Source organism: Nonomuraea sp. NPDC049152 (assembly GCF_040648355.1).
In the GTDB taxonomy this organism is placed as follows: Bacteria; Actinomycetota; Actinomycetes; order Streptosporangiales; family Streptosporangiaceae; genus Nonomuraea.
In genome coordinates, this window is the sequence record NZ_JBEZDO010000001.1 from 327,014 (window position 1) to 348,562 (window position 21,549).

Annotated in this window: 22 protein-coding genes; 12 read left to right on the plus strand and 10 right to left on the minus strand. The window is 70.2% G+C overall.

Translation table 11 applies throughout. The features are described from left to right. Positions 1–24: 24 nt before the first annotated feature. Positions 25–1,509 (plus strand): beta-N-acetylhexosaminidase, encoded by a 1,485-nt coding sequence (locus tag AB0B45_RS01545; RefSeq protein ID WP_358123684.1) that lies wholly within the window; start codon positions 25–27, stop codon positions 1,507–1,509. A 44-nt stretch (positions 1,510–1,553) separates the two neighbouring features. Then, positions 1,554–2,393 (plus strand): deoxyribonuclease IV, encoded by an 840-nt coding sequence (locus AB0B45_RS01550; RefSeq protein WP_358123686.1) that lies wholly within the window; start codon positions 1,554–1,556, stop codon positions 2,391–2,393. 347 nt (positions 2,394–2,740) lie between these two features. On the opposite strand, the gene AB0B45_RS01555 is transcribed toward AB0B45_RS01550, so the two are convergent. The 5 genes from AB0B45_RS01555 to AB0B45_RS01575 all read right to left on the minus strand — a co-directional run bounded on the left by AB0B45_RS01555 (position 2,741) and on the right by AB0B45_RS01575 (position 7,162). Continuing rightward, on the minus strand, positions 2,741–4,252 hold the full coding sequence (locus tag AB0B45_RS01555) for a cation acetate symporter (protein ID WP_358123688.1): 1,512 nt from the start codon (positions 4,250–4,252) through the stop codon (positions 2,741–2,743). Next, positions 4,249–4,539 (minus strand): hypothetical protein, encoded by a 291-nt coding sequence (locus AB0B45_RS01560; protein ID WP_358123690.1) that lies wholly within the window; start codon positions 4,537–4,539, stop codon positions 4,249–4,251. Before AB0B45_RS01560 ends, AB0B45_RS01555 begins: the two co-directional genes overlap by 4 nt. Continuing rightward, on the minus strand, positions 4,536–5,273 hold the full coding sequence (locus tag AB0B45_RS01565) for a LytTR family DNA-binding domain-containing protein (protein WP_358123692.1): 738 nt from the start codon (positions 5,271–5,273) through the stop codon (positions 4,536–4,538). The genes AB0B45_RS01560 and AB0B45_RS01565 overlap by 4 nt, the downstream gene beginning before the upstream one ends. Before the next feature lie 66 nt (positions 5,274–5,339). Then, positions 5,340–6,476 carry a histidine kinase gene (locus tag AB0B45_RS01570; protein ID WP_358123694.1) on the minus strand — a complete coding sequence of 379 codons (1,137 nt, stop codon included), beginning with the start codon at positions 6,474–6,476 and terminating at the stop codon, positions 5,340–5,342. A gap of 53 nt (positions 6,477–6,529) precedes the next feature. Next, a complete protein-coding gene (locus tag AB0B45_RS01575) occupies positions 6,530–7,162 on the minus strand; it encodes a molybdopterin-dependent oxidoreductase (RefSeq protein ID WP_358123696.1) in 633 nt (210 codons plus the stop codon). A 218-nt stretch (positions 7,163–7,380) separates the two neighbouring features. On the opposite strand from AB0B45_RS01575, the gene aroF reads away from it, so the two are divergent. The 4 genes from aroF to AB0B45_RS01595 all read left to right on the plus strand — a co-directional run bounded on the left by aroF (position 7,381) and on the right by AB0B45_RS01595 (position 10,713). Then, positions 7,381–8,415: a 3-deoxy-7-phosphoheptulonate synthase gene (gene aroF / locus AB0B45_RS01580; protein WP_358123698.1), complete on the plus strand. Its 1,035-nt coding sequence runs from the start codon at positions 7,381–7,383 to the stop codon at positions 8,413–8,415. A 126-nt stretch (positions 8,416–8,541) separates the two neighbouring features. Next, a complete protein-coding gene (locus AB0B45_RS01585) occupies positions 8,542–8,832 on the plus strand; it encodes a YiaA/YiaB family inner membrane protein (protein WP_358123700.1) in 291 nt (96 codons plus the stop codon). A 158-nt stretch (positions 8,833–8,990) separates the two neighbouring features. After that, positions 8,991–9,596, plus strand: coding sequence for an RNA polymerase sigma factor (locus AB0B45_RS01590; protein ID WP_358123702.1), 606 nt, complete (start codon positions 8,991–8,993; stop codon positions 9,594–9,596). Continuing rightward, positions 9,589–10,713, plus strand: coding sequence for a hypothetical protein (locus AB0B45_RS01595; protein ID WP_358123704.1), 1,125 nt, complete (start codon positions 9,589–9,591; stop codon positions 10,711–10,713). The genes AB0B45_RS01590 and AB0B45_RS01595 overlap by 8 nt, the downstream gene beginning before the upstream one ends. Positions 10,714–10,749: 36 nt before the next feature. Here the strand turns inward: AB0B45_RS01595 and thiI are convergent, their stop codons facing one another. The 3 genes from thiI to AB0B45_RS01610 all read right to left on the minus strand — a co-directional run bounded on the left by thiI (position 10,750) and on the right by AB0B45_RS01610 (position 13,870). Beyond that, on the minus strand, positions 10,750–11,946 hold the full coding sequence (thiI, locus tag AB0B45_RS01600) for a tRNA uracil 4-sulfurtransferase ThiI (protein ID WP_358123706.1): 1,197 nt from the start codon (positions 11,944–11,946) through the stop codon (positions 10,750–10,752). 158 nt (positions 11,947–12,104) lie between these two features. Beyond that, entirely contained in the window at positions 12,105–12,740 is a 636-nt protein-coding gene (locus AB0B45_RS01605; RefSeq protein ID WP_358123708.1) for a response regulator transcription factor, read from the minus strand. 29 nt (positions 12,741–12,769) lie between these two features. Next, the gene (locus AB0B45_RS01610; protein WP_358123710.1) at positions 12,770–13,870 is read right to left on the minus strand and encodes a DUF5931 domain-containing protein; all 1,101 of its coding nucleotides are present in this window, start codon (positions 13,868–13,870) and stop codon (positions 12,770–12,772) included. A 114-nt stretch (positions 13,871–13,984) separates the two neighbouring features. Here AB0B45_RS01610 and AB0B45_RS01615 point away from each other — a divergent pair, with 114 nt between their 5' ends. Beyond that, positions 13,985–15,001 carry an MHYT domain-containing protein gene (locus AB0B45_RS01615; protein WP_358123712.1) on the plus strand — a complete coding sequence of 339 codons (1,017 nt, stop codon included), beginning with the start codon at positions 13,985–13,987 and terminating at the stop codon, positions 14,999–15,001. 357 nt (positions 15,002–15,358) lie between these two features. On the opposite strand, the gene AB0B45_RS01620 is transcribed toward AB0B45_RS01615, so the two are convergent. Continuing rightward, positions 15,359–16,384 (minus strand): 6-phosphofructokinase, encoded by a 1,026-nt coding sequence (locus AB0B45_RS01620; protein WP_358123714.1) that lies wholly within the window; start codon positions 16,382–16,384, stop codon positions 15,359–15,361. Between the two features lie 122 nt (positions 16,385–16,506). Here AB0B45_RS01620 and glpK point away from each other — a divergent pair, with 122 nt between their 5' ends. Both glpK and AB0B45_RS01630 read left to right on the plus strand, forming a co-directional pair. Further along, a complete protein-coding gene (glpK, locus tag AB0B45_RS01625; RefSeq protein ID WP_358123716.1) occupies positions 16,507–17,961 on the plus strand; it encodes a glycerol kinase GlpK in 1,455 nt (484 codons plus the stop codon). Positions 17,962–17,992: 31 nt separating this feature from the next. Then, positions 17,993–18,697, plus strand: coding sequence for a Clp protease N-terminal domain-containing protein (locus AB0B45_RS01630; protein WP_358123718.1), 705 nt, complete (start codon positions 17,993–17,995; stop codon positions 18,695–18,697). Here AB0B45_RS01630 and AB0B45_RS01635 read toward each other — a convergent pair. Then, positions 18,694–19,620, minus strand: coding sequence for a beta-propeller fold lactonase family protein (locus tag AB0B45_RS01635; RefSeq protein WP_358123720.1), 927 nt, complete (start codon positions 19,618–19,620; stop codon positions 18,694–18,696). The genes AB0B45_RS01630 and AB0B45_RS01635 overlap by 4 nt on opposite strands. Before the next feature lie 31 nt (positions 19,621–19,651). Between AB0B45_RS01635 and AB0B45_RS01640 the strand changes: the two genes are divergently transcribed. From AB0B45_RS01640 to AB0B45_RS01650, 3 genes are all read left to right on the plus strand, one after another. After that, positions 19,652–20,575: a bifunctional helix-turn-helix transcriptional regulator/GNAT family N-acetyltransferase gene (locus tag AB0B45_RS01640; RefSeq protein WP_358123722.1), complete on the plus strand. Its 924-nt coding sequence runs from the start codon at positions 19,652–19,654 to the stop codon at positions 20,573–20,575. Between the two features lie 134 nt (positions 20,576–20,709). Beyond that, positions 20,710–20,868: a hypothetical protein gene (locus AB0B45_RS01645; RefSeq protein WP_358123724.1), complete on the plus strand. Its 159-nt coding sequence runs from the start codon at positions 20,710–20,712 to the stop codon at positions 20,866–20,868. A 47-nt stretch (positions 20,869–20,915) separates the two neighbouring features. Further along, entirely contained in the window at positions 20,916–21,545 is a 630-nt protein-coding gene (locus AB0B45_RS01650) for a GNAT family N-acetyltransferase (RefSeq protein ID WP_358123726.1), read from the plus strand. The last annotated feature ends 4 nt before the right edge of the window (positions 21,546–21,549 follow it).

The window sequence follows — 21,549 nt, forward strand, 5'->3', positions numbered from 1 at the left end:
AGCCTTACAATTTGGGAGCGCCCGTTGCCGCACCGCCGACTCGCCGCGCTGATGACGGCGTCCGCTCTCGCCACCGCGTGCGCGTCCGACGTGCCCGGGCCGAAAGGCGCGCCCCTGATCCCCCTTCCCGCCTCCGTGCGGATGACGGAGGGAACGTTCACCCTGGCCCCCGGCGCGCGGATCGGCCTGCGCGCGAGCGGGGGCGCGCGTGTCGCCGAGGAACTGGCCCGCCTGCTGCGCCGCTCCACCGGCTACGCGCTGCCCGTGGTCCGGCAGGAGGCGGAGATCACGCTGGAGGAGGCGGGCGGGCGCGATCTCGGCAGGGAGGGCTACACCCTGGACGTCACCCCCGACAGGGTACGGCTGGCCGCCTCCACGCCCGAGGGCCTGTTCCGCGGCGTGCAGACGCTCCGCCAGCTCCTGCCCGCCAAGGTCGAGAGCGCCACCCCGCAGCGGGGCCCGTGGATGATCGCGGGCCTCAGCATCGAGGACAGGCCGCGCTTCCCCTACCGCGGCGTCATGCTCGACGTCGCCCGCCACTTCTTCACCGTCGACCAGGTCAAGCGCTACATCGACCTGGCCGTCGCCTACAAGGTCAACCACCTGCACCTGCACCTCACCGACGACCAGGGCTGGCGCATCGAGATCAAGAGCTGGCCCCTGCTGGCCACCGACGGCTTCTACACCCAGGACGACTACCGCGAGATCGTGCGCTACGCCGCCGACCGGTTCGTCACCGTCGTCCCCGAGATCGACACGCCCGGGCACACCAACGCCGCCCTGGCCGCCTACGCCGAGCTGAACTGCGACGGCAAGGCGCGCGAGCCGTACAAGGGGAGGGAGGTGGGCTTCAGCTCGCTGTGCACGGGCAAGGAGATCACCTACCGCTTCCTCGACGACGTCGTGCGCGAGATGGCCGAGCTGACGCCTGGGCCGTACCTCGACCTGGGCGGCGACGAGGCGCACAGCACCTCGCCCGAGGACTACGAGAAGTTCGTCGCCCGCGCCCAGCAGATCGTCGACAAGTACGGCAAGCGGCTCATGGGCTGGGCCGAGATCACCTCCGGCACGGTGGCCCAGCACTGGAACCCGCGCGAGGCCGACCGCGCCGTGGCCGCCGTGGCCAGGGGCGCCAAGCTGGTCATGTCCCCCGCCGACCGCTCCTACCTAGACATGAAGTACACCCAGGACACCGAGTACGGCCTGGACTGGGCGGGCCTGGTCGAGGTCGGCGACAGCTACGCGTGGGATCCCGCCACGCTCGTCGAGGGCGTCGCGGAGAAGGACGTCCTGGGCGTCGAGGCCCCGCTGTGGACCGAGACGCTGGAGACGCCCGGCGCGCTGGAGTACATGACCTACCCGCGGCTGCCGGGCATCGCCGAGATCGGCTGGTCACGGCCCTCCGGCCGCTCGTGGGAGGACTACAAGGGGCGGCTGGCCGCCCACGGCCCCCGCTGGAGCGCGCAGTCGGTGAACTTCTACCGCTCCCCGGACGTCGCCTGGGACTGATCACCACCTGGAATGTCACCCCGTGCGCCTAGACTGGCCACATCATGAGCCCTACATCTCTCATCGGCGGACACGTCTCCGTCACCGGCGGCCTGGCGACGGGCGGCCTGAAGTACATGGCCGAGATCGGCGCGGAGATGATCCAGGTGTTCGTCACGAACCCGCGTGGCTGGGCGCTGACGATGGGCAAGCCGGAGGAGGACGCCAAGCTCGCCGAGTCGGGCGTCGACTCCTTCATCCACACGCCCTATCTGGTGAACTTCGGCTCACCGAGTCCCGAGACCCTGGCCAGCTCGGTCGCCATCACCCGCCACACGCTGCTGCGCGGGATCGCGACGGGCTCCAAGGGCGTGGTCGTGCACACGGGCTCGGCGGTCAGCCAGTCCCGTGACGCCGCCATGCGCCAGCTGCACGAGCACCTGCTGCCGCTGCTGGAGGAGCTCCCGGACGACGGCCCCGACCTGCTGCTGGAGCCGATGGCGGGCCAGGGCGCGATGCTGTGCGCCACCGTCCAGGACCTGGAGCCCTACCTGGCGGCGCTCGACTGGCATCCCAAGGCGGGCATCTGCCTCGACACCTGCCACGCGTTCGCCGCGGGCCACGACCTGACCGCCCCTCACGGGGTCCAGGAGACCTTCGACGCGCTCCACCGAATCGCGCCTGGCCGGCTGAAGCTGATCCACGCCAACGACTCCAAGGACGTGTGCGGGGCGAAGAAGGACCGCCACGAGAACATCGGGGCGGGTCACATCGGCGCCCAGCCGTTCGCCGACCTGATGCGGCACCCGGCGGTGGCGGGCGTGCCGATCTGCATCGAGACGCCGGGCAAGGCCGACAAGCACCGCGAGGACATCGAGCTGCTGAAGAAGCTGCGCGACGCCTGAGGCACGCGAGAGCCGTCCGGCTGGAGCAGACGTAAAGGGGCGCCGCTCGCGCGACCCGGCCGCCCCCGTATGGCCGGATCGCGGTCCGGCACGCAGCTACAGCGGGCGCCCCTCCACGTCGTCGGCGGGCGGGCCCTACCCCCCGGTAAAGGGCCCGACCGCCGTTTCGGTGACCAGCAGGTCACCGGAGGATCCGCGCATCAGGCCTGTGTGAGCCTTGCGGCTCGCCCCCCCGATGCGACGGAGTGGCTCTCGATGCCGAAACACTACGGATGCGATCTTGAACGTGAAACCCTCTTCAAGAACAGCTCGTCGAACGGTCAGTAGTCATCGACGTACGGAGAGTATCAATGCGATGAGTGGCCATCCCCGAGCGACGAGCGGTCATCGAGGGAGCCGGCGACCTCCTCGGGCAGGTGCATCCTGGCCATCATCCGATCCACGCCCATAGGCACGCGACCTGGTGTGACCAGGGAAATCACCACCATCACGACGAAGGCGAGCGGCACGGTGAAGGTCGCGTGATACTCGGACACCAGCCAGAGTTTCACGCCCACCACGTCGCCGACGGCCAAGGCGACGGTGAGTCCACCGCCCACCGCGAACCCCGCGCCCGCCCCCGCGGCGGTCAGCCGCCGCCACCAGATGCCGAGCAGCAGCAGCGGGCAGAAGGTGGCCGCCGACAGGCCGAACCCGAGCAGCACGCCCAGCACGGAGCCGCCGGGGGTGGTGAGCGAGGTCAGCGTCAGCGTCGTCAGCGCCACGGCGGCCGTGGCGAGGCGGAAGGCGCTCACACCCGCCCGCGTCACGCAGGCCGACACCGCGCCGCCCACGGCGGCCAGCACGCCGCACGAGGTGGCCAGAAAGGCCGCGAAGGCCCCCGCCGCCAGCATCCCGGTCAGGACGTCGCCCGCGAGGCCAGGGAGCATCATGCCGGGCAGCAGGAGCACGACCTCCTCGCCCTGGGCCTCGGGCACGTGGACGTGGCCGAGGATGCCGTAGAGCGGCGGCACCAGGAAGAAGAGGCCGAGCAACACCTGGGTGGCCACGATCGAGCGCCGCGCGCCGCGCCCGTCGCGGTTGGTGTAGACGCGGGCGATGATGTGCGGCAACCCCATGGTGCCCAGCGCGCAGGCCAGCAGCACGGTCAGCACGCCGGCCGGCGACGGGTCGCCCGAGCTCTTCAGCACGTCCGCGTACGGCGCCGCGAACCCCGCCACCTCCAGCGGCCCCGTCTCGGCCGGGCACCGCCACACGCACCACAGCACGAGCGCCACCCCGGCGAACACGATGAGCTTGAGCCAGTACTGCACCGCCTGGACGCTCGTCACGCTGCCCATCCCGCCCGCGAGCGTGACGACGACGGAGACGAGCGTCACCGACAGCCAGCCCGTCCACGGCGGTGACCCGGTCAGCAGGTGCAGCACCACCCCCGCCGAGTGCAGCTGCGCGACGAGGTAGAGCAGGCCGATCGCCAGTACGTAGCAGGTGGCGACCCTGCGCAGCGCGGCCGACCCGAGCCGCCACTGCGCGAAGTCGGGCAGCGTGTAGGTGCCCGAGCGGCGCAGCGGCGCCACCACCAGGGCGAGGATCACGACATAGCCCGCCGTCGCGCCCACCGGGTACCACAGGGCGGGCGCGCCCTGCGTGGCGATCATCCCCGCGAGCCCCAGGCAGGCCACGGACGAGGTGAACTCCGCGCTGATCGCCGCGCCGTTCCACCACGGCCGCACGGTCCGCGCCGCCACGTAGAACTCCGACACCGTCGCGTAGCGCCTTGGCCGTACCGCGCCGACGATCACCGAGATGATGACCACGAACGTGATGCCGGCCGCCGACGCGGCGACGGCGCTGCTCACGGCTCGTGTTCCGCGCGTTCGGCCCGTCTGAGCTGGAGTACGGCCAGCGCCACCCACAGCGGCTGGACGGCCAGCGTCACCAGCAGCCAGTCGCGTTCGGACGTCAGCAGCGGCAGGGCGACCAGCACGACGACCACCGCGGCCACCGTGACCAGCGCCCTCCTGGCCTGCCTGCCCATGAGCTTTCTGACCTCGGCGTCGCCGTCGGGGCCGTCGAGCCCGAGCGGCACGGAAGTCCGCTGCACGGCGGCGGGCCTCCTGGGCACGACCACCCGCCTGGCGTTCATGTGAGCGTCTTGAACTGTCGCACCAGCTGCTCCCTGACCTGCCTGGTGTGGCGGCGGCTGACCGGCAGCGTCTCCTTGCCGACCGTCAGCAGCACTCTGCCGCCCTCGAAGCGCAGCTCGCTGACGTGGCGGGCGGACACGAGCGTGCTGCGGTGCACCCTGATGAAGCCGTCGCCCGCCCACCTGCGCTCCAGCGCGGCCAGCGACATGCGCACCAGGTAGCCGCCGTCGGGCGTGTGCAGGCGCACATAGTCGCCCTTGGCCTCGGCGTACCAGACCGCCTGCTGCGGCACGAACCTGGTGACCCCGCTGAGCTCGACGGGGATGACGTCGTCAGCCCCGTACTCGGAGGTGGGGGCGGCGGCCGCCTCGAGCCTGCGCACCGCCTCGGCGAGCCGCTCGGCGCGTACCGGCTTGAGGAGGTAGTCGACCGCTTCCAGCTCGAAGGCCTGCACCGCGCAGTCGTCGTGGGCGGTGACGAACACCAGCCTGGGCGGGCTCGGGAACCCGCCGATCAGCCTGGCCAGGTCGAGCCCGTCGAGCCCCGGCATGCGGATGTCGAGGAAGACGCCGTCGAGCCGGTCTCCCGCGCCGATCATCTGCACCATGTCCTGCAGCGCGGTGACCCCGTCGGAGGCGGTCACGACGTGCTCGACCCTGGGATCCCGACGGAGCAGGTAGGCCAGCTCCTCCAAGGCGGGCACCTCGTCGTCGACGGCCAGAACGCGTAGCATGCGTTCCAAGTTGCCTCAAGAACGCACAGGTCACAAGCGACACGCCAGCTTAGAGTAAAGAATTGACTACAAAGAGCTATGGATGGCCTTGGGGACGCGCATCTTCACCTTGGTGCCGGCGCCCACGGCGGTCTCCACGACCAGGCCGTAACCCTCGCCGTAGATCTGCCGCATCCTGACGTCGACGTTGGCCAGCCCGATGCCGCCGCCCCTGCGGCGCGGGTCGTCGTCGAGCACCTCACGGGCGCGCTCGGGCTCCATGCCCGTGCCGTTGTCCTCGACCGTGATGTGCGCCTCGGGCCCCGCGTCGCGAACCACGACCCTGACCTCGCCGGTGCCGTCGCGACCGCCCATGCCGTGCTTGATGGCGTTCTCCACCAGCGGCTGCAGGCACAGGAACGGCACCGGCACCGGCAGCACCTCGGGCGCCACCTGCACGCTGAAGCGCAGCCTGTCGCCGAAGCGGGCCCGCTCCAGCAGCAGGTAGCGGTCCACGCAGGTCAGCTCGTCGGCGAGCGTCGTGAAGTCGCGGGCCCTGCGCAGCGCGTAGCGGGAGAAGTCGGCGAAGTCGAGGATGAGCTCGCGGGCCCTGCACGGATCGGTCCTGACGAACGAGGCGATCGTGGTCAGCGCGTTGTAGACGAAGTGCGGGGAGATCTGGGCGCGCAGCGCGCGCAGCTCGGCCTCCATCGCGCGCCGCCTGGAGGAGTCGAGCTCGGCCAGCTCCAGCTGTCCCGAGACCCAGCTGGCCACCTCGGTCACCGTGCGCACCAGCGCCGCGCTCAGCTCCTCGTCGTAGGCGGCCAGCGCGCCCACGACCTTGCCCTCGACGGTCAGCGGCACCACGACCGCGCCGTTCGGCTCCCCCGCGAACACGTGCGGCCGCCCGGAGGCGAGCGAGGTGCGCGCGTGCGCCAGCACCTCCTCGGGGCAGGCCCCGTCACAGGCCAGCGCGGCGTCGGTGGAGGTGATCGCGACGGCCGAGGTGCCGAGCAGCGCCCTCAGATGCCGTACGGCCTTGCGCGCCGACTCCCTCGTCAGCCCCGTCCGCAGCGAGGGCGCCGCCATCGCCGCGATGTGCAGGGTCGTGAACGTGGCCTCGTCCTTCCAGCCACCCTCGGGTAGCACGGGACGCCGTCTGGCCAGGGCGAACCCCGCGATGAACGCGAAGGCGGCCAGAACCACGCAAGCGGTGGTCGACATGCGCGCAACGGTAGCCAACAACGCACCGTGTCCGGGTGGGAACGATGCGAGATCTAGGGAGGCGGCCCCTCGCCCGGCTCCTCCTGGTAGGAGTAGCGCTGCTCCTTCCACGGATCGGCCACGTTGTGGTAGCCGCGCTCCTCCCAGAAGCCGCGTCTGTCCTCCGTCAGGTACTCCACCGCCCGCACCCACTTCACGCTCTTCCACGCGTACAGGTGCGGGACGACGATGCGCACAGGGAAGCCCCGCTCGGGGGCCAGCGGCTTCTCATCGAGCTCCGTGGCGAACAGCGTGCCTGGAGCCGTCAGGTCGGACATCCTGAGATTGGCGCTGTAGCCGTACTCCGCCCAGATCATCACGTGGTGGACGCCGCCGGCGGGTGGCGCGGCCGCCATGATGGTCTGCGCCGTCACGCCGGCCCACTCGTTGCCCATGAGTGAGAACTTCGTCACGCAGTGGAAGTCGGCGATGACCGACGTCCGCGGCAGCCGCTCGAAGTCCTCCCACGTGAAGCGGTGCTCCTCGCCCGAGGCCGTCGCGCCGAAGACCTGGAAGTCCCAGGTGTCCTGCTTGAATCGCGGAACCCGGCCGTAGTGGATGACGGGTCGGCCGCGTGGAATGTACTGGCCTGGGGGCAGGCGCGACTCTTCCACGATCACTCCCTCGCCGACTGTGTTCAAGGCCATCCTCCCATCCCGCTCGGTGCCGCCCCGACGCGGTGCCTGGTTGCCACGCCTCCGGCATGCGCTACTATTGCGGCACTATGCACATCACCTTCCTGTTTTGGTATGGCGACGGACCCGATCGGACCGTTCGCCATCTGGTGATGCGCTAGCACACAGGCGAAACGAAGGCCCCGGGTCCACAAGGACCCGGGGCCTTCGTCATTTCCAAGGAGAGAATCATGGTCATCGTGATGGGCCCCGAGGCGACCCAGGCCGACGTCGAGGCAGTGGTCGGCCTCGTGCAGGCGGCAGGAGTGGAAGCGTTCGTCAGCAGGGGCGTGCAGCGCACGATCGTCGGCCTGGTAGGCGACGTCACGCAGCTCAGTACCGTCAACCTACGTGGCATGAGCGGGGTGCGCGACGTCATGCGGGTGTCGACGCCGTACAAGCTGGTGAGCAGGGAGAACCACCCCGACCGGTCCACCGTGCACGTCGGCGGGGTGCCGATCGGCCCCGACACCGTGACGCTCATCGCCGGCCCTTGTGCGGTCGAGACGCCGCAGCAGACGCTCGAGGCGGCCCAGATGGCCCAGGCCGCGGGCGCGACCCTGTTGCGAGGCGGCGCCTACAAGCCGCGCACCTCCCCCTACGCCTTCCAGGGACTCGGCGAGAAGGGCCTGCGCATCCTCGCCGACGTGCGCGAGGAGACCGGGCTGCCGATCGTGACCGAGGTCGTGGACGCCCACGACGTCGACCTTGTCGCCTCCTACGCCGACATGCTGCAGGTCGGCACCCGCAACGCGCAGAACTTCGCGCTGCTGCAGGCCGTCGGCGCGGCGGGCAAGCCTGTCATGCTCAAGCGCGGCATGAACGCCACCATCGAGGAGTGGCTCATGGCGGCCGAGTACATCGCCCAGCGCGGCAACCTCGACATCGTGCTCTGCGAGCGGGGCATCCGCACCTTCGAGACCGCCACCCGCAACACCCTCGACGTGTCGGCCGTCCCCGTCGCCCAGCGGCTGTCGCACCTGCCGGTCATCATCGACCCCTCCCACTCGGGCGGCCGGCGTGACCTGGTGCTGCCGCTGACCCGGGCCGCCATCGCGGTCGGCGCCGACGGCGTCATCGTGGACGTGCACCCGCACCCCGAGCAGGCCCTGTGCGACGGCCCGCAGGCCCTGGTCGACGGCGACCTGCGCGAGCTCGCCACGATCATGCGGACGTTCCCCGGGCTGATGGGCAGGGGCGTCGTCGGCGACGCACTCGCGGTCTGACCCGATCCGAGGGTCGATGGGCTTCGGGCTGGTACGGCGGGCGCGCCACGAACCGCCTGCCGTACTCACGAGTAACTAAGTAGTTCTCCGCATGTGTCGGCGTTCACGGAACATCATCATCGAGCCATGAACAAACCGATCCAGCCCACCCAGACAACCGCCTACTACATCCAGTCGGTCCTCTCCTTCGGCCTGTCAGTGGCCGCGGTGGCGATCGGCGTGGCCTACCTGCCGGTCTCCGGATGGATCAGGGCCTTTCTCACGGTCGGCGTCCTGTACGTGATCACGTCGGCGTTCACCCTGGCCAAGGTGGTGCGCGACCGTCAGGAGCTCAGCGCGGTGACCAACCGCGTCGACCAGGCCCGCCTCGACAAACTCCTCGCCGAACACGACCCCTTCAAGCTCGACACCCCCTGAGACCGGCCCTTCTGGGACACGCTCCTCGGGGTCCTTTGCTCTTCGGACCGCCGTCCATCGCGAAATCTGGCCAGATCCCACATTTCATCGTCGAGAGTGCGAAGAAGATTCCGGAGTTCGGGCAATCAGCGCTGATCACTTCTCGAGAAGGGCGCCGGATGCATGACCCTGACCCCTACCCCTCCGACACGGATGCCGAGGGGACGACCGACGCGGCGATCATCGAGAAGTCGCGCCACGAGCCCGAGTGGTTCTCGATGATCTTTGATCGGTACTTCACCTCGATACGCCGGTACGCGGCGGCCAGGCTCGGGCCGAGTGCCGCTGACGACGTCGCCGCCGAGACGTTTCTCGCCGCTTTCGACCAGCGGGACCGCTACGACCTGACCTGCCCCGAGGCTCGGGCCTGGCTCTACGGGATCGTCACCAACCTGATCGGAAGGCACCGCCGGAGCGAGATCCGGTTCTATCGCGCCCTCGGCCGCTCGGTGACCAGGGACGACGTCGGCAACCACGCCGACCGGGTGGCGGATCAGGTGGCCGCCGAGCAATTGAGCCCCGCGTTGGCGCGGGGCCTGGCGGGGCTGTCCAAGGGAGACCGTGACGCGTTGCTGCTCATCGCCTGCGCCCAGCTCAGGTACGCCGAGGTGGCGCACGCCCTTTCCATCCCGATCGGCACCGTCGGCTCCCGGGTCAACCGGGCCAGACGCAAGCTCCGCAAGACATTGGGCCCCACGGCACGGGAGGTAGTGGACCATGGATGAGCTGCAGCAGTTGCGGGATCGTCACGACGCGCTGGCGGATCCCCCTCCGGAGAGCATCGCCGCGGCCCGTTCCCGGCTGACCGCGCACATCCGCCAGGCCCCGGTCAGGAACACGTCATGGCTTTCGGCCGCCCGCCGTGCCCGGCCCGCGTGGGGGCTCGGCCTGGCCGGCATGACCGCTCTCACGCTGGTCGCGGCGATCGCGGTGGCCGGTCCCGGAGTGGATCGGGACCGACCCGGAGGACGGCCGGCCAGCCCGGGTCTCGAACTGCTCCCACTCGAGTCGCGCCCGGTCGAGTTGCGCCCGGTCGCCAACGCGGAGGACCTGGCCAACAACGCGGCGGTGGTGGCCGCGGGCGATTCCGAGGCCACGTTCAAGCCCACGCAATGGGCGTACGTGAAAACCCAGTACGCCCAGACTCAAGGGGACGGCGGCGAAGGGCTGTTCGGCTCCCCCAAGAGGACGACGATCCATGAGATGTGGCGCCGCGTGGACGACAAGAAGTTCGCCGTCAAGGAGAACGGGAAGCTGGAGGTGATCGACGGCTCGGAGTTCGAGGTGGCCTACCCATGGCTGTTCTCGCTGCCGACCGAGCCCGCCGCGTTGCTCGCCCGCGTCTACGAGCAAGTCGACGCCGAGGACGCCAAGAGGCGCGCCGACGCCTTCGCGAGGGCCAAGGTGATGGCCATGAGGAAGGGGAAGACGTCTGAGGAGGCGACGGCGATGGCCGAGGACGCGGCGCCTCCCCTGACCGCCGGGCAACGCAACACGTGGGCGTTCCAGCAGATCGCGCAGGGGATGCGCGATGCCGTGCTGCCTTCCAGGCTCCGCGCCGCCATGTACGGCGCCATGGCGAAGATCCCCGGCGTGCGATACGAGGCCCGGTCCACGGACCTGGCCAAGCGCTCGTGCGTCACCCTCTACCGCGTCCAGAGCGGTTACCTGCGCGAGGAGATCTTCATCAACCCCAAGACCTACGAGTACATGGGATACCGCACCATCGCTGTCCGGGACCACGACGGAAGCAACGGCGTCCCCCTGAAGAAGGGCCAGATCGTCGGCTGGGACAGCCTGCTCAAGGCCGTGATCGTCGACAAGCCCGGCCGGCGTCGCTGATGAGTCGGAAGCGCACCGTGGTGAGGGCCCGCGCCGTCAGAGGGTGTACTCCTGGATCGAGTCCGCCAGCTGCACCGCCAGCTCCTCGGCGTCGAGGCGCTTCTCGATCAGCTTGAGGTCCTCGATCCTGGCGCGTGTCTCCGCGCGCTTGGGGGCCAGCAGGGTGCAGCAGTCCTCGTCGGGCAGTTCGGAGATCTCCAGCGTGCCGATGCGCCGCGCCTCGGCCATGATCTCGGTCTTGTCCCAGCCGATCAGCGGTCGGAGGATCGGCAGGTCGACCGCGTTGTCCTGGGCGGTGATGTTCTGCAGCGTCTGCGACGACACCTGGCCGAGCGCGTCGCCGGTGACGAGCGCCCCCGCCCTGATGCGGTGCGCGACCTCCTCGGCCGTCTTCAGCATGAGCCGCCGCTGCGCGATCACCGCGAGCCTGTCCTGGCCCGAGGTCCTGATCGACTGCTGCGCCTTCCCGAACGGCACGACCCACAGCCGTGACTTGCCCTGGAAGCGGTCGAGCTTGCGGACGAGCGCGTAGGCCTTGTAGATCGACTCGGAGGTGGTGAAGGGGATGCCGGAGAAGTGCAGGAAGTCGACGTGGAGTCCGCGTCGCATCATGCGGTAGGCGGCCACGGGCGAGTCGATGCCGCCGGACATCAGCACCAGGGCCCTGCCGCTGCTGCCGACGGGAAGTCCGCCCTGGCCCGGCAGGCCGTCGGTGAAGACGAAGACCTCGTCGCGGTCGACCTCGATGAAGACCGTCAGCTCGGGGCGCTTCAGGTTGACCGGCAGGCCGTAGGTGTCGTTGATGGTGCCGCCGACCAGGCGGTCGAGCTCGTTGGAGCGCAGCGGGAAGCGCTTGTCGCGGCGGCGGGAGCGTACGGCGAACGTCGCTCCCCGCTTGACCTCGTCGCGATCCTTGATCAGCTCAAGCGCGGCCTTCACGACGGTGTCGGGGTCCTTGGCCACGCGCCACGCGCGGTGGATCCACACCAGGCCGGGCACATCGGTCACGCGCTGGGCGACCTGGTCGGCCACCTCGACGGTGGTGCCCTCGGGCAGGAAGATCGCGATGACGCCGTGGCGCTGGCGCACCTCGGTCTTGAGGTCGAAGTCCTTCAGGGCGGCGCGGATGTTGCCGACGAGCCTGCGCTCGAACAGCTCGCGGTTCTTGCCTTTCAGGACGATCTCCCCCAGCTTGAGCAGAACGCACGGCTCGCCCAGGGCGGACATCGTCATGGCGGGAACCTCCGGGAGGAATGTGGGAACGCGGCGCCATCTGCAACGCCGCGACCCATCGAGTTTAGTCCGCCGGGGAGCGGAGAGCCCCGCCCGTCTTCCGGGTTCCTGCCGCTCCCGTCGAGTCGCGCCCCGACGGGAGCGGCGAGGGGGCCGCGTCAGAGGTCCTCGTCGAGGCCCTGTTCGATCGCGTAGCGGACCAGTTCGACACGGTTGTGCAGTTGGAGCTTGTTGAGCGTGTTCTGGACGTGGTTCTGCACGGTCCGGTGGCTGAGCCCGAGCCGGTCGGCGATCTGCCTGTACGACAGCCCCTTGGCCACCAGCCGCAGCACCTCCGTCTCCCGATCGGTCAGCCGGGGCCCTTCGGGCTGGGTCTGCGGCCTGGTCGCCAGCCTGCGGTACTCCCCCAGCACCAGCCCGGCGAGCCCCGGAGTGAAGACGGCGTCGCCCGCGGCGGTTCGCGCCACCGCGTCGAGGAACTCCTCCCTGCCGGCCGACTTGACCAGGTAGCCGCAGGCCCCCGCCTTGACCGCCTCCAGCACGTCCTCCTGTTCGGCGCTGGCCGACAGCACCAGGATCTTCACCCCCGGCAGCCCGCTCGCGACCTGCGCGCCCGACAGGTCGGGCAGATGCAGGTCGAGGACGACCACGTCAGGCCTGACCGCCTGGGCCACCCGCAACGCCTGCCGTCCCTCACCCACCGCCGCGACCACCTCATACCCCGCCTCGGCCAGGTCCCTGGCCACCGCGTCGCGCCACATGGGATGGTCGTCGACCACCATCACCCGCACCATGCCGCAACTCTAGGACTTCGGGCGCAACGCTAGAGGAGCGGCGCGGGCACGGTGATCTCCACTTCGGTGCCCTCGCCGGGTGCGGACAGGATCGAGACCCGGCCGCCGAGGTCGGCCACGCGTCCCTTGATGGACTGGGCCACCCCGAGCCGCCCGTCGGCCTTCGCCCGCTCCAGCCGTCCGTCGGCGATCCCCGGCCCCTCGTCCCGCACGCTGACCGTCACCTCGCCGTCGCCCTCCTCCGCGAACACCCAGGCCCGCGCCTGCTCACCGCAGTGGGCGCGCACGTTGTCGAGCGCCGCCCGTACGGCCGCGGCCGTCTCCTCGGCCATGGCGGTGGGCATGACGAGCGGCGTGGCCGGAGTGGACACCGTCACCTGGGCCGACCCGAACCTCATCAGCAGCGCCCGCAGGTCCGCCGACCCCGTCGGGGCGGGCCGCACCGCGACCAGTTCGCGCAGCGCGGCCTCCTGCTCCCCCGCGAGCCTGCCGAGCTCGGCCGCCTCGCCGCCGATCTCCTGACCGCGCCGCTTGACCAGCGCCAGCACCTGGAGCACGGAGTCGTGGATTCCGCGGGCGAGGCGTTCGCGTTCGCGCTGCGCGGCCTCCATCTCGACGGCCCGCTGCATGCGCTCCTCTGCCCTGATGGCCAGGCGCGCCACGTGGCCGACGACGATCCCCGCCATGAACAGCAGGACCGCCCCGTTGATCAGGATCGGCGCGCCAGGCCCGTTCAGCCGCACCCAGAGGTCGGCGCCCGCCACGATCGCCGCGGCGACCCCGCCGAGGCGGCGCCCGCCGTACACGGCCCATGCCAGGACGGGGCCCGCCACCCAGATCGCGGGGACCGGCATGCTGCCCAGTTCTCCCTGAAACGCCCCCTGCACGTACGGCGTGGCCAGCAGGCACGCCAGCGCCACGAGCATGTCGATGACCAGCAACGGCCACCCGCGCATGGCCTCGACGGAGTAGCAGAAGGTGGCGGCCGCGGTCCACAGCGCCATGATCGCGATGACCGTCCACCCCAGGACCGGGTGGGCGAAGCCTTCGTGCTGGACCATCAGCACCGCCGCGTAGACCAGCGACGCGACCCTGAACACGGCGATCGCCCGCCAGAAGGCAGAGTCCATGAGACATTCTCACGTTTCCGACAGACTTTTCTGACAGATAGTCGAACTATCCATGCAAATCGGACAGACCACTGCCACAATCCGGGAGATCCCTATGGCAAGGATTGTCACAACATGAATCATTTCACCCAGGGTCCGCTCACGCCGATCCTCGCCTACGTGATGTCGTGCATGGGGTCGATGCTCGGACTGCGCCTCACCGCCCAGGCCCACGCCTCGACCGGCTACTCGCGTGCCCGATGGCTCATCGGGGCCGCCATCTCCATCGGTGGCACCGGCATCTGGGTCATGCACTTCATCGCCATGATGGGCTTCGACGTCGAGGGCACCGAGATCAGGTACGACGTGCCGCTCACCGTCGCCTCCGCGCTGGTGGCCGTCGTCTTCGTCGGCGCGGGACTGTTCCTTGTGGGTTACGGCCGCGCCAAGGTGGCCGCCCTGCTCGGCGGCGGATTGCTCACCGGGCTCGGCGTGGCCGCCATGCACTACATGGGCATGTACGCCATGAACATGTCGGCCCACGTCTCCTACGATCCGACGATCGTGGCGGCCTCTGTCGCCATCGCGGTCGTCGCCGCGACGGTCGCGCTGTGGTTCACGCTGCGGGTCAGGCGCGCGGCGGCGATCACCGGCGCCGCCCTGATCATGGGTGTGGCCGTCTGCGGCATGCACTACACGGGCATGTTCGCGATGAGCGTCCAGCTCCACCACCAGCAGGGGCACGTGGGCGGCGCGGACGCGCTGTCGTTCCTCGTGCCGTTGATGACGGTGGTCAGCCTGATCACGCTGACCATGCTGCTGATGGTCATCCTGTCTCCTTCACAAGAGGAGCTCCAGGAGGACGCCGAGCTGATGGCCCGTCTCGAGATGCGCCGCCAGGCGGCGGAACGCGCGCAGACCCTGAGCGCGCCCGCGAACGTTCCCCCGGGTCCGCCCATGCCTTCCCGGCCCGCCCGCCCCGCCCAGGGACGGGCTGCGCAGGCACGGCCCGCCCCCCAGGGACGACCCGAATACGGTGGTCCCGAATACGGCGGGCCCGAATACGGCATGCCCCAGGGGGGCCGGCCCGATCCCAGAAGGGCGCGCGCCCCGCAGGGCCGGCCCCAGCCCTACCCGTATCAACGGGGCTGAGGTCTTCCCGAACGAGAGGGTGGCGAGACTCGCGGGTCCTCCCCGAGACCGGCTCCACGACGAGCCGAGGGGTTCACCGGATCAAGGGCCGAGTCTCCCGGACGAGAGGGTCGCGAAGGGCCGGGTCCACGGTCCTGCGCGGCCTTCTCCGCGATCATCGGGCCGAGGGTCCTCCGCAGGAGATCATGACGACCGTCCGGCCGAGGCCGGCAGGCGAGCGCGAAACCGGACTCCGAGGGTACGGCTTGCGCCCCTTCACATCGGGGCCGCAACAGTCGGGGCACAAGCCGTACCTGGAGGGGAATGGAGCGGTCTCCCGCTCTGCCCTCAAGGTACGGCCCGCCACTTGCAATCCGCTTAACCGAAGAAGACCTCGGCCTCCGCGTAGCGCTCGACCGGCACGGTCTTCAACTGCGAGGTGGCCTCGTCGAGCCCTACCCGAACGATGTCGGTGCCGCGCAGCGCCACCATCGTCCCGAAGTCGCCCGAGTGGACCGCGTCGATCGCCTGCAGGCCGAACCTGGTGGCCAGCACCCTGTCGAAGGCGGTCGGCGTGCCGCCGCGCTGGATGTGGCCCAGCACGGTCGTGCGGGCCTCCTTGCCTGTGCGCTTCTCGATCTCCTTGGCCAGCACCTCGCCGATGCCGCCGAGCCGTACGTGGCCGAAGGAGTCGAGCTCGCCCGCCTGCAGCGCCAGTTGCCCCTCGATCGGGTGGGCGCCCTCGGCGACCACGATGATCGGCGAGTAGCGGGTGCGGAAGCGCGACTCGACGTACTCGCAGACGCGGTCGATGTCGAACGGCTTCTCGGGGATGAGGATGACGTTGGCGCCGCCCGCCATGCCCGCGTGCAGGGCGATCCAGCCCGCGTGGCGGCCCATCACCTCGCAGATGAGCGCCCTGTGGTGGGACTCGGCGGTGGTGTGGAGCCTGTCGATGGCCTCGGTGGCGATGTTGACGGCGGTGTCGAAACCGAAGGTGTAGTCCGTCCCCGACAGATCGTTGTCGATCGTCTTGGGCACGCCGACCACATTGACGTCACGGTCGAACAACTGGCGGGCGACACCGAGGGTGTCCTCCCCGCCGATGGCGATCAACGCGTCGATCCCGCCGGTCGCGAGATTGTCCTTGATCCGGTCGACACCACCCTCGATCTTGATCGGATTGGTGCGGGACGAGCCGAGTATCGTGCCGCCACGAGGCAGGATTCCTCGCACGGCCTGGATGTCGAGCGGCATGGTGTCGCCCTCGAGGGGGCCACGCCAGCCGTCTCTGAACCCGACGAACTCGTGTCCGTAAGCACTGACACCCTTGCGAACAACAGCCCTGATCACAGCGTTCAGACCGGGGCAGTCTCCGCCTCCGGTGAGCACTCCAATACGCATGGCGGGTTCCTCCCGATGGGGTTCACGGCCAAACTAATGGGGCGGTGCGATCGGCGTATCGCCGACGCAACGAATTGTGCCTCCTGGCACCGACAATGGTCTAGACCAAAAGGTGAGGCGCCGTGAGCGTTTTGGCGATAGACGCAGGCACAACAGGAGTAACCGCCCTGGTGGTCACCGATGAGGGGCGGGTCGAGTCGCGGGCATATCAGGAGTTCCCCCAGCATTTCCCCCATCCCGGGTGGGTCGAGCACACACCGGAGGAGATCTGGCAGGCGACGCTCGCGGCCTGCCGTACGGCCCTGGACGCAGCCTCGGCGGCGCCCACCTGCGTCGGCCTCACCAACCAGCGGGAGACGGCGGTCCTGTGGGACAGGCGGACGCTGGCCGCGCCGCGCCGCGCGATCGTCTGGCAGGACAGGAGGACGGCCGAGATCTGCGCGCGGTTGCGCGAGGCGGGCCACGAGCCCCGCGTGTCCGAGCTGACCGGGTTGCGCCTCGACCCCTACTTCACCGCGACCAAGCTGACCTGGCTGGCGGCCCACGACCCGCGAGCGTGGGAGAGCGTCACCTCGGGCGAGAGCGTGGTCGGCACCGTCGACGCCTACCTGATCGCCAGGCTGACGGCGGGCGCGCGGCACGTGACCGACCCGTCCAACGCCTCCCGCACACTCCTGTACGGCCTGGCCTCCGGCACGTGGGAGGAGGAGCTGTGCGAGCTGTTCGGCGTCCCCTCGCACGCGCTGCCGGAGATCGTCCCGAACCACGGAGAGATCGGCAGGACGGCCCCCGAGGCCTTCCTGGGGCTCGACCTGCCCATCACGGGGATGGCCGGCGACCAGCAGGCGGCGCTGTTCGGCCAGACCTGCTTCGGCGAAGGCGAGGTGAAGTGCACCTACGGCACCGGCTCGTTCCTGCTGGTCAACACCGGCAGCGAGATCGTCCGCTCGGACGCGGGCCTGCTGTCCACGGTCGCGTGGCAGACACCTTCGGGCGAGCGCACCTACGCCGTGGAGGGCGCGATCTTCGTGACGGGGGCGGCCGTGCAGTGGCTGCGCGACGGCCTCGGCCTGATCCACACCGCGCCCGAGTCGGAGGCGGTGGCCCGTACGGTGCCCGACAGCGGCGGGGTGGTGTTCGTGCCCGCGCTGACCGGCCTCGGCGCGCCGCACTGGGACCCCGACGCGCGCGGCACGATCACCGGCATCACGCGCGGCACGACCCGCGCCCACCTGGTGCGGGCGACGCTCGAGGCCATCGCCTTCGAGGTGCGCGACGTGGTGGAGACGATGCCCGAGGTCGCCGCGTTGAAGGCCGACGGCGGCGCCAGCTCCAACGATCTCCTCATGCAGTTCCAGGCCGACCAGCTGGGCATCGCGGTCGAGCGTCCGGTGGTCCAGGAGACGACGGCGCTGGGCGCGGCCTTCCTCGCGGGGCTCGGCTCGGGGGTGTGGGGGTCGACGGAGGAGCTGCGCAAGACGTGGCGGCTGGACCGGCGCTTCGAGCCAGGCGAGCGCGACGACGCGGCTTACGAGCGGTGGCGCGACGCCGTGAGCCGATCGTCAACTCGCGGTTGACGCTCCTCGAGCGTCAACCTATGGTTGACGCATGGAGAACACCGTCAGGCTCGACGACCTGATCTCAGCGATCAAGACCCGCGGGGGCGACGCCCTCGCCCAGCTCTCCGACGCGGTCACCCTCGGAGAACACCTCGGCGAAGTGGCCGACCACCTCATCGGCCACTTCGTCGACCAGGCCCGCCACTCGGGCGCCTCGTGGACGGAGATCGGCCGCAGCATGGGCGTGTCCAAGCAGGCCGCGCAGAAGCGGTTCGTGTCCAAGGACGGGCCCACCCTCGCCGAGGATCTGCGCAACTTCGCCCGCTTCACCGAGCGCGCCCGCCACGTCGTCATCGAGGCGCAGGCGGAGGCCCGCGACGGCGGGCACGACCAGATCGAGGTGGGCCACCTCGTCCTCGGCCTGCTGCACGAGCCCGAGGGCCTAGCAGCCAAGATCATGCTCACGCTGGGCGCGGACGCGGCGTCCGTGCGGGACGCGGTGGCCGTCCCCGCGGGACCCGGCGCGGGCGACATGATCGCCTTCTCGGCTCAGGCCACCAAGGCGCTCGAGCTCACCCTGCGGGAGGCGCTGCGGCTCGGCCACAACTACGTGGGCACCGAGCACATCCTGCTGGGGATCCTCTCACTGGAGGAAGGCTCGGCGGTGGAGGCGCTGGCCGGCCTGGGCGTGACGAAGGAAGCGACGGAGGAGGAGCTGAAGCGGCTGCTGGCCGGGATCCTCGGCAAGAGCTAACGCGGCAGCACGCACGCGGGCGCGACGACGTCGAGCTTGACGTCCGTCGGCCGGGGGATTCCGCCGCGCAGGGTCAACAGCGTGACCGCGTCACCGGTCTGGTTGGCCACGTACATGCCGGTGCCGTCGATGGCGAAGTGCCGGGGCCACGTGGCCCCGCTGGGCACCTCCGCCACCATCGCCAGGTCGGACCCGCGCAGCACGGAGATCGTGTCGGGGCCCCGGTTGCCGACGTAGACGTAGTCGCCCGCCGCGTCGATGTGCGAGGGGTAGTTGGTGCCGGGCTCCTCGCTGGCGACCGCGGCCGCCAGCTCGTTCCAGTCGCCGTCGTAGGTCCGGACCATGGCGTCGAGCTCGCCCGCCACATGGCAGCGGCCTCCTGCGAACACCAGGTGGCGGGGCCCCATCCCGGCGGGCAGCTTGACGAACTCCAGCGCCCGGCCGTCGAGCGCGTAGCGGCGGATCTCGTCGGTGCCGAGGTCGGAGACGTGCAGCACGTCCTCGTGGAAGACGGCCTGGTGGGCGTGGGATCGCTCCTGTCGCTCCCATACAGGGCCCGAACCCTGGTGCGCCAGCACGAGCGGGTCACCGGCGAACGCGCCGGCCTCGTCGAGCCTGTGCAGGCTGACGACGCCGTCACCGTAGTTGGCCACGGCCAGCAGCTCTCCGCCTGGATGCACGGCCAGATGGCAGGGCTGGCTTCCCTCACTCGGCCGCTCGCCGAGCAGCGACAGCTCACCGCCGGTCACCGTGTAGGCGGTCACGGTGCCGCTGTCCTCCTCCCCCACGGCGTACAGGACGGGCAACGTGGGATGGGAGGCGAGGAAGGAGGCCTTGACGGCCGCGGTCCGCGCGATCACGTCCAGATCCTTGCTCGCGGTGAGGATGGAGGGGCCGTATCCACCGATAAAGAGCTGCTTCACATCAGGCATCCTTTCATGCTTGACTATGTCAATGAACTCGTTGACTGAGGCAAGGATTGCCGAGATCAGGGCCTTCAATCGCTTCTACACCAAGGTGATCGGCGTCCTGCAGATCGGCATGCTCGACTCGCCCTACTCGCTGACGGAGGTGAGGGTGCTGTTCGAGCTGGCCAACGCCGACGGGCTCGCGCTGGAGGCGGGCGAGCTGCGGCGGATGCTCGACCTCGACGCCGGATACCTCAGCAGGATCCTGACCAGGTTCGAGAGCGACGGCCTCCTCGCCAAGGAGCGGTCCTCGACCGACGCCCGCAAGCAGGTCGTCCGGCTCACCGAGGCGGGAGCGGCCACCTTCGCCCGGCTCGACCTGCGCCAGAGCGAGCAGATCGGCGCGCTGCTCGACGGGCTGAGCGAGGAGGAGCAGGTTCGGCTGACCGAGGGGATGTCGTCGATCAGGGCGGTGCTCGACAGGGCCTCGTCGCCCGCGCGGGCGCCGTACGTCATCAGGCCGCCGCGCACGGGCGACCTCGGGTGGGTCGTGTGGCGGCACGGGGCGCTCTACAGCAGGGAGTACGGCTGGGGGCTCGAGTTCGAGAAGCTCGTGGCGCGGATCGTCAGCGACTACGACCCTGCGAAGGACGCGGGGTGGATCGCGGAGATCGACGGGACGCCCGTCGGGTCGGTGTTCTGCGTGCACAGGGACGAGAGCACGGCGCAGCTGCGGATGCTGCTGGTGGAGCCCTCGGCCCGCGGGCTCGGCCTGGGGCGGCGGTTGGTGGAGGAGTGTCTGCGGCATGCGCGGGAGTCGGGGTACAAGCGGATCATGCTGTGGACCAGGGACTCTCTGGTGAGCGCGCGCAAGATCTACCAGGCGGCGGGGTTCGCGCTGGACTCGGAGGAGAAGTCGGTCGAGAACGGGGTGGACGTCGTCGAACAGGTCTGGTCCCGCGACCTCTGACCCCCTCAGGGGACGCCGGGGCTACGGGGCCGCGCGGGATTCGAGGTAGCGCCGTTCGGGGACGCTCAGCGTCGTCCTGGCGGCCAGCTCGTAGTGGACGCGGGCCCCCTCCCTGTCCACGCCAGCTCCAGCAGGTGGGCACGGACCGCGTGCACCCTGTGGTGCCCGGCGCCGCCTCGTCGTGCACCGCGATCGCCGCCTGCACCTGGTACGGCCCGACGGGCGCCCCCGACAGCGTCCTGGTCAGCTCGGAGAACTGGCCCTACAGCTCCCGAGTCGTCGGATTGCTGTAGATCAGGATCAGATACTTCATCGGTCGAGATTAGTTGGAGGAATCCGGATGATGCTGGCCGAGCTGCTGTCCAGCGTGGCGGCGGGAAAGCTGCCCGACGCCGACGGAACGGTGACGATCGTCCCCCAGCCCAGCCCCCGCGACATGGGCGTGATCGCCTTCACGGGGCACAGTGTGGTCTTCGCCGACCTCGACCACGGCTGGTTGAGGGACAGGCTGCCCGAGGGCGACCTGTCCGCGCCGCTGAACCCGCCGTTCCTGCGCGCGCTGGAGCTGGAGACGGGCCGGACGGTGGACAACGTCGACGCGCTCGTCCTCGCCCAGCCGCTTGACGGGTCGCCGCCCGCCGGGCTCGCCGAGGTCACCGGAGACGACCGTCCCAGGGTGGCGCGGGCCATGAGCCACCGCGACGCCGTACGGGTATGGGCGTGTGAGGAGGGGGTGCTGACGATCGGCAGGGGCGTGGCGGGACGCTGGGAGGTGTCGGTGGAGGTCGACCCCGAGCACAGGGGGCGTGGTGTGGGCAGAAGGCTGGCCTCGGCGGCACGCGGGCTGTGCGACGAGCCGCTGTGGGCGCAGATCGCGCCGGGCAACGCGGCCAGCCTGCGGGCCTTCCTCGCTGCGGGGTTCGCGCCCGTGGGCGCCGAGGCCCTGCTCGTGGCCGACGAAACTCGGTAAACTG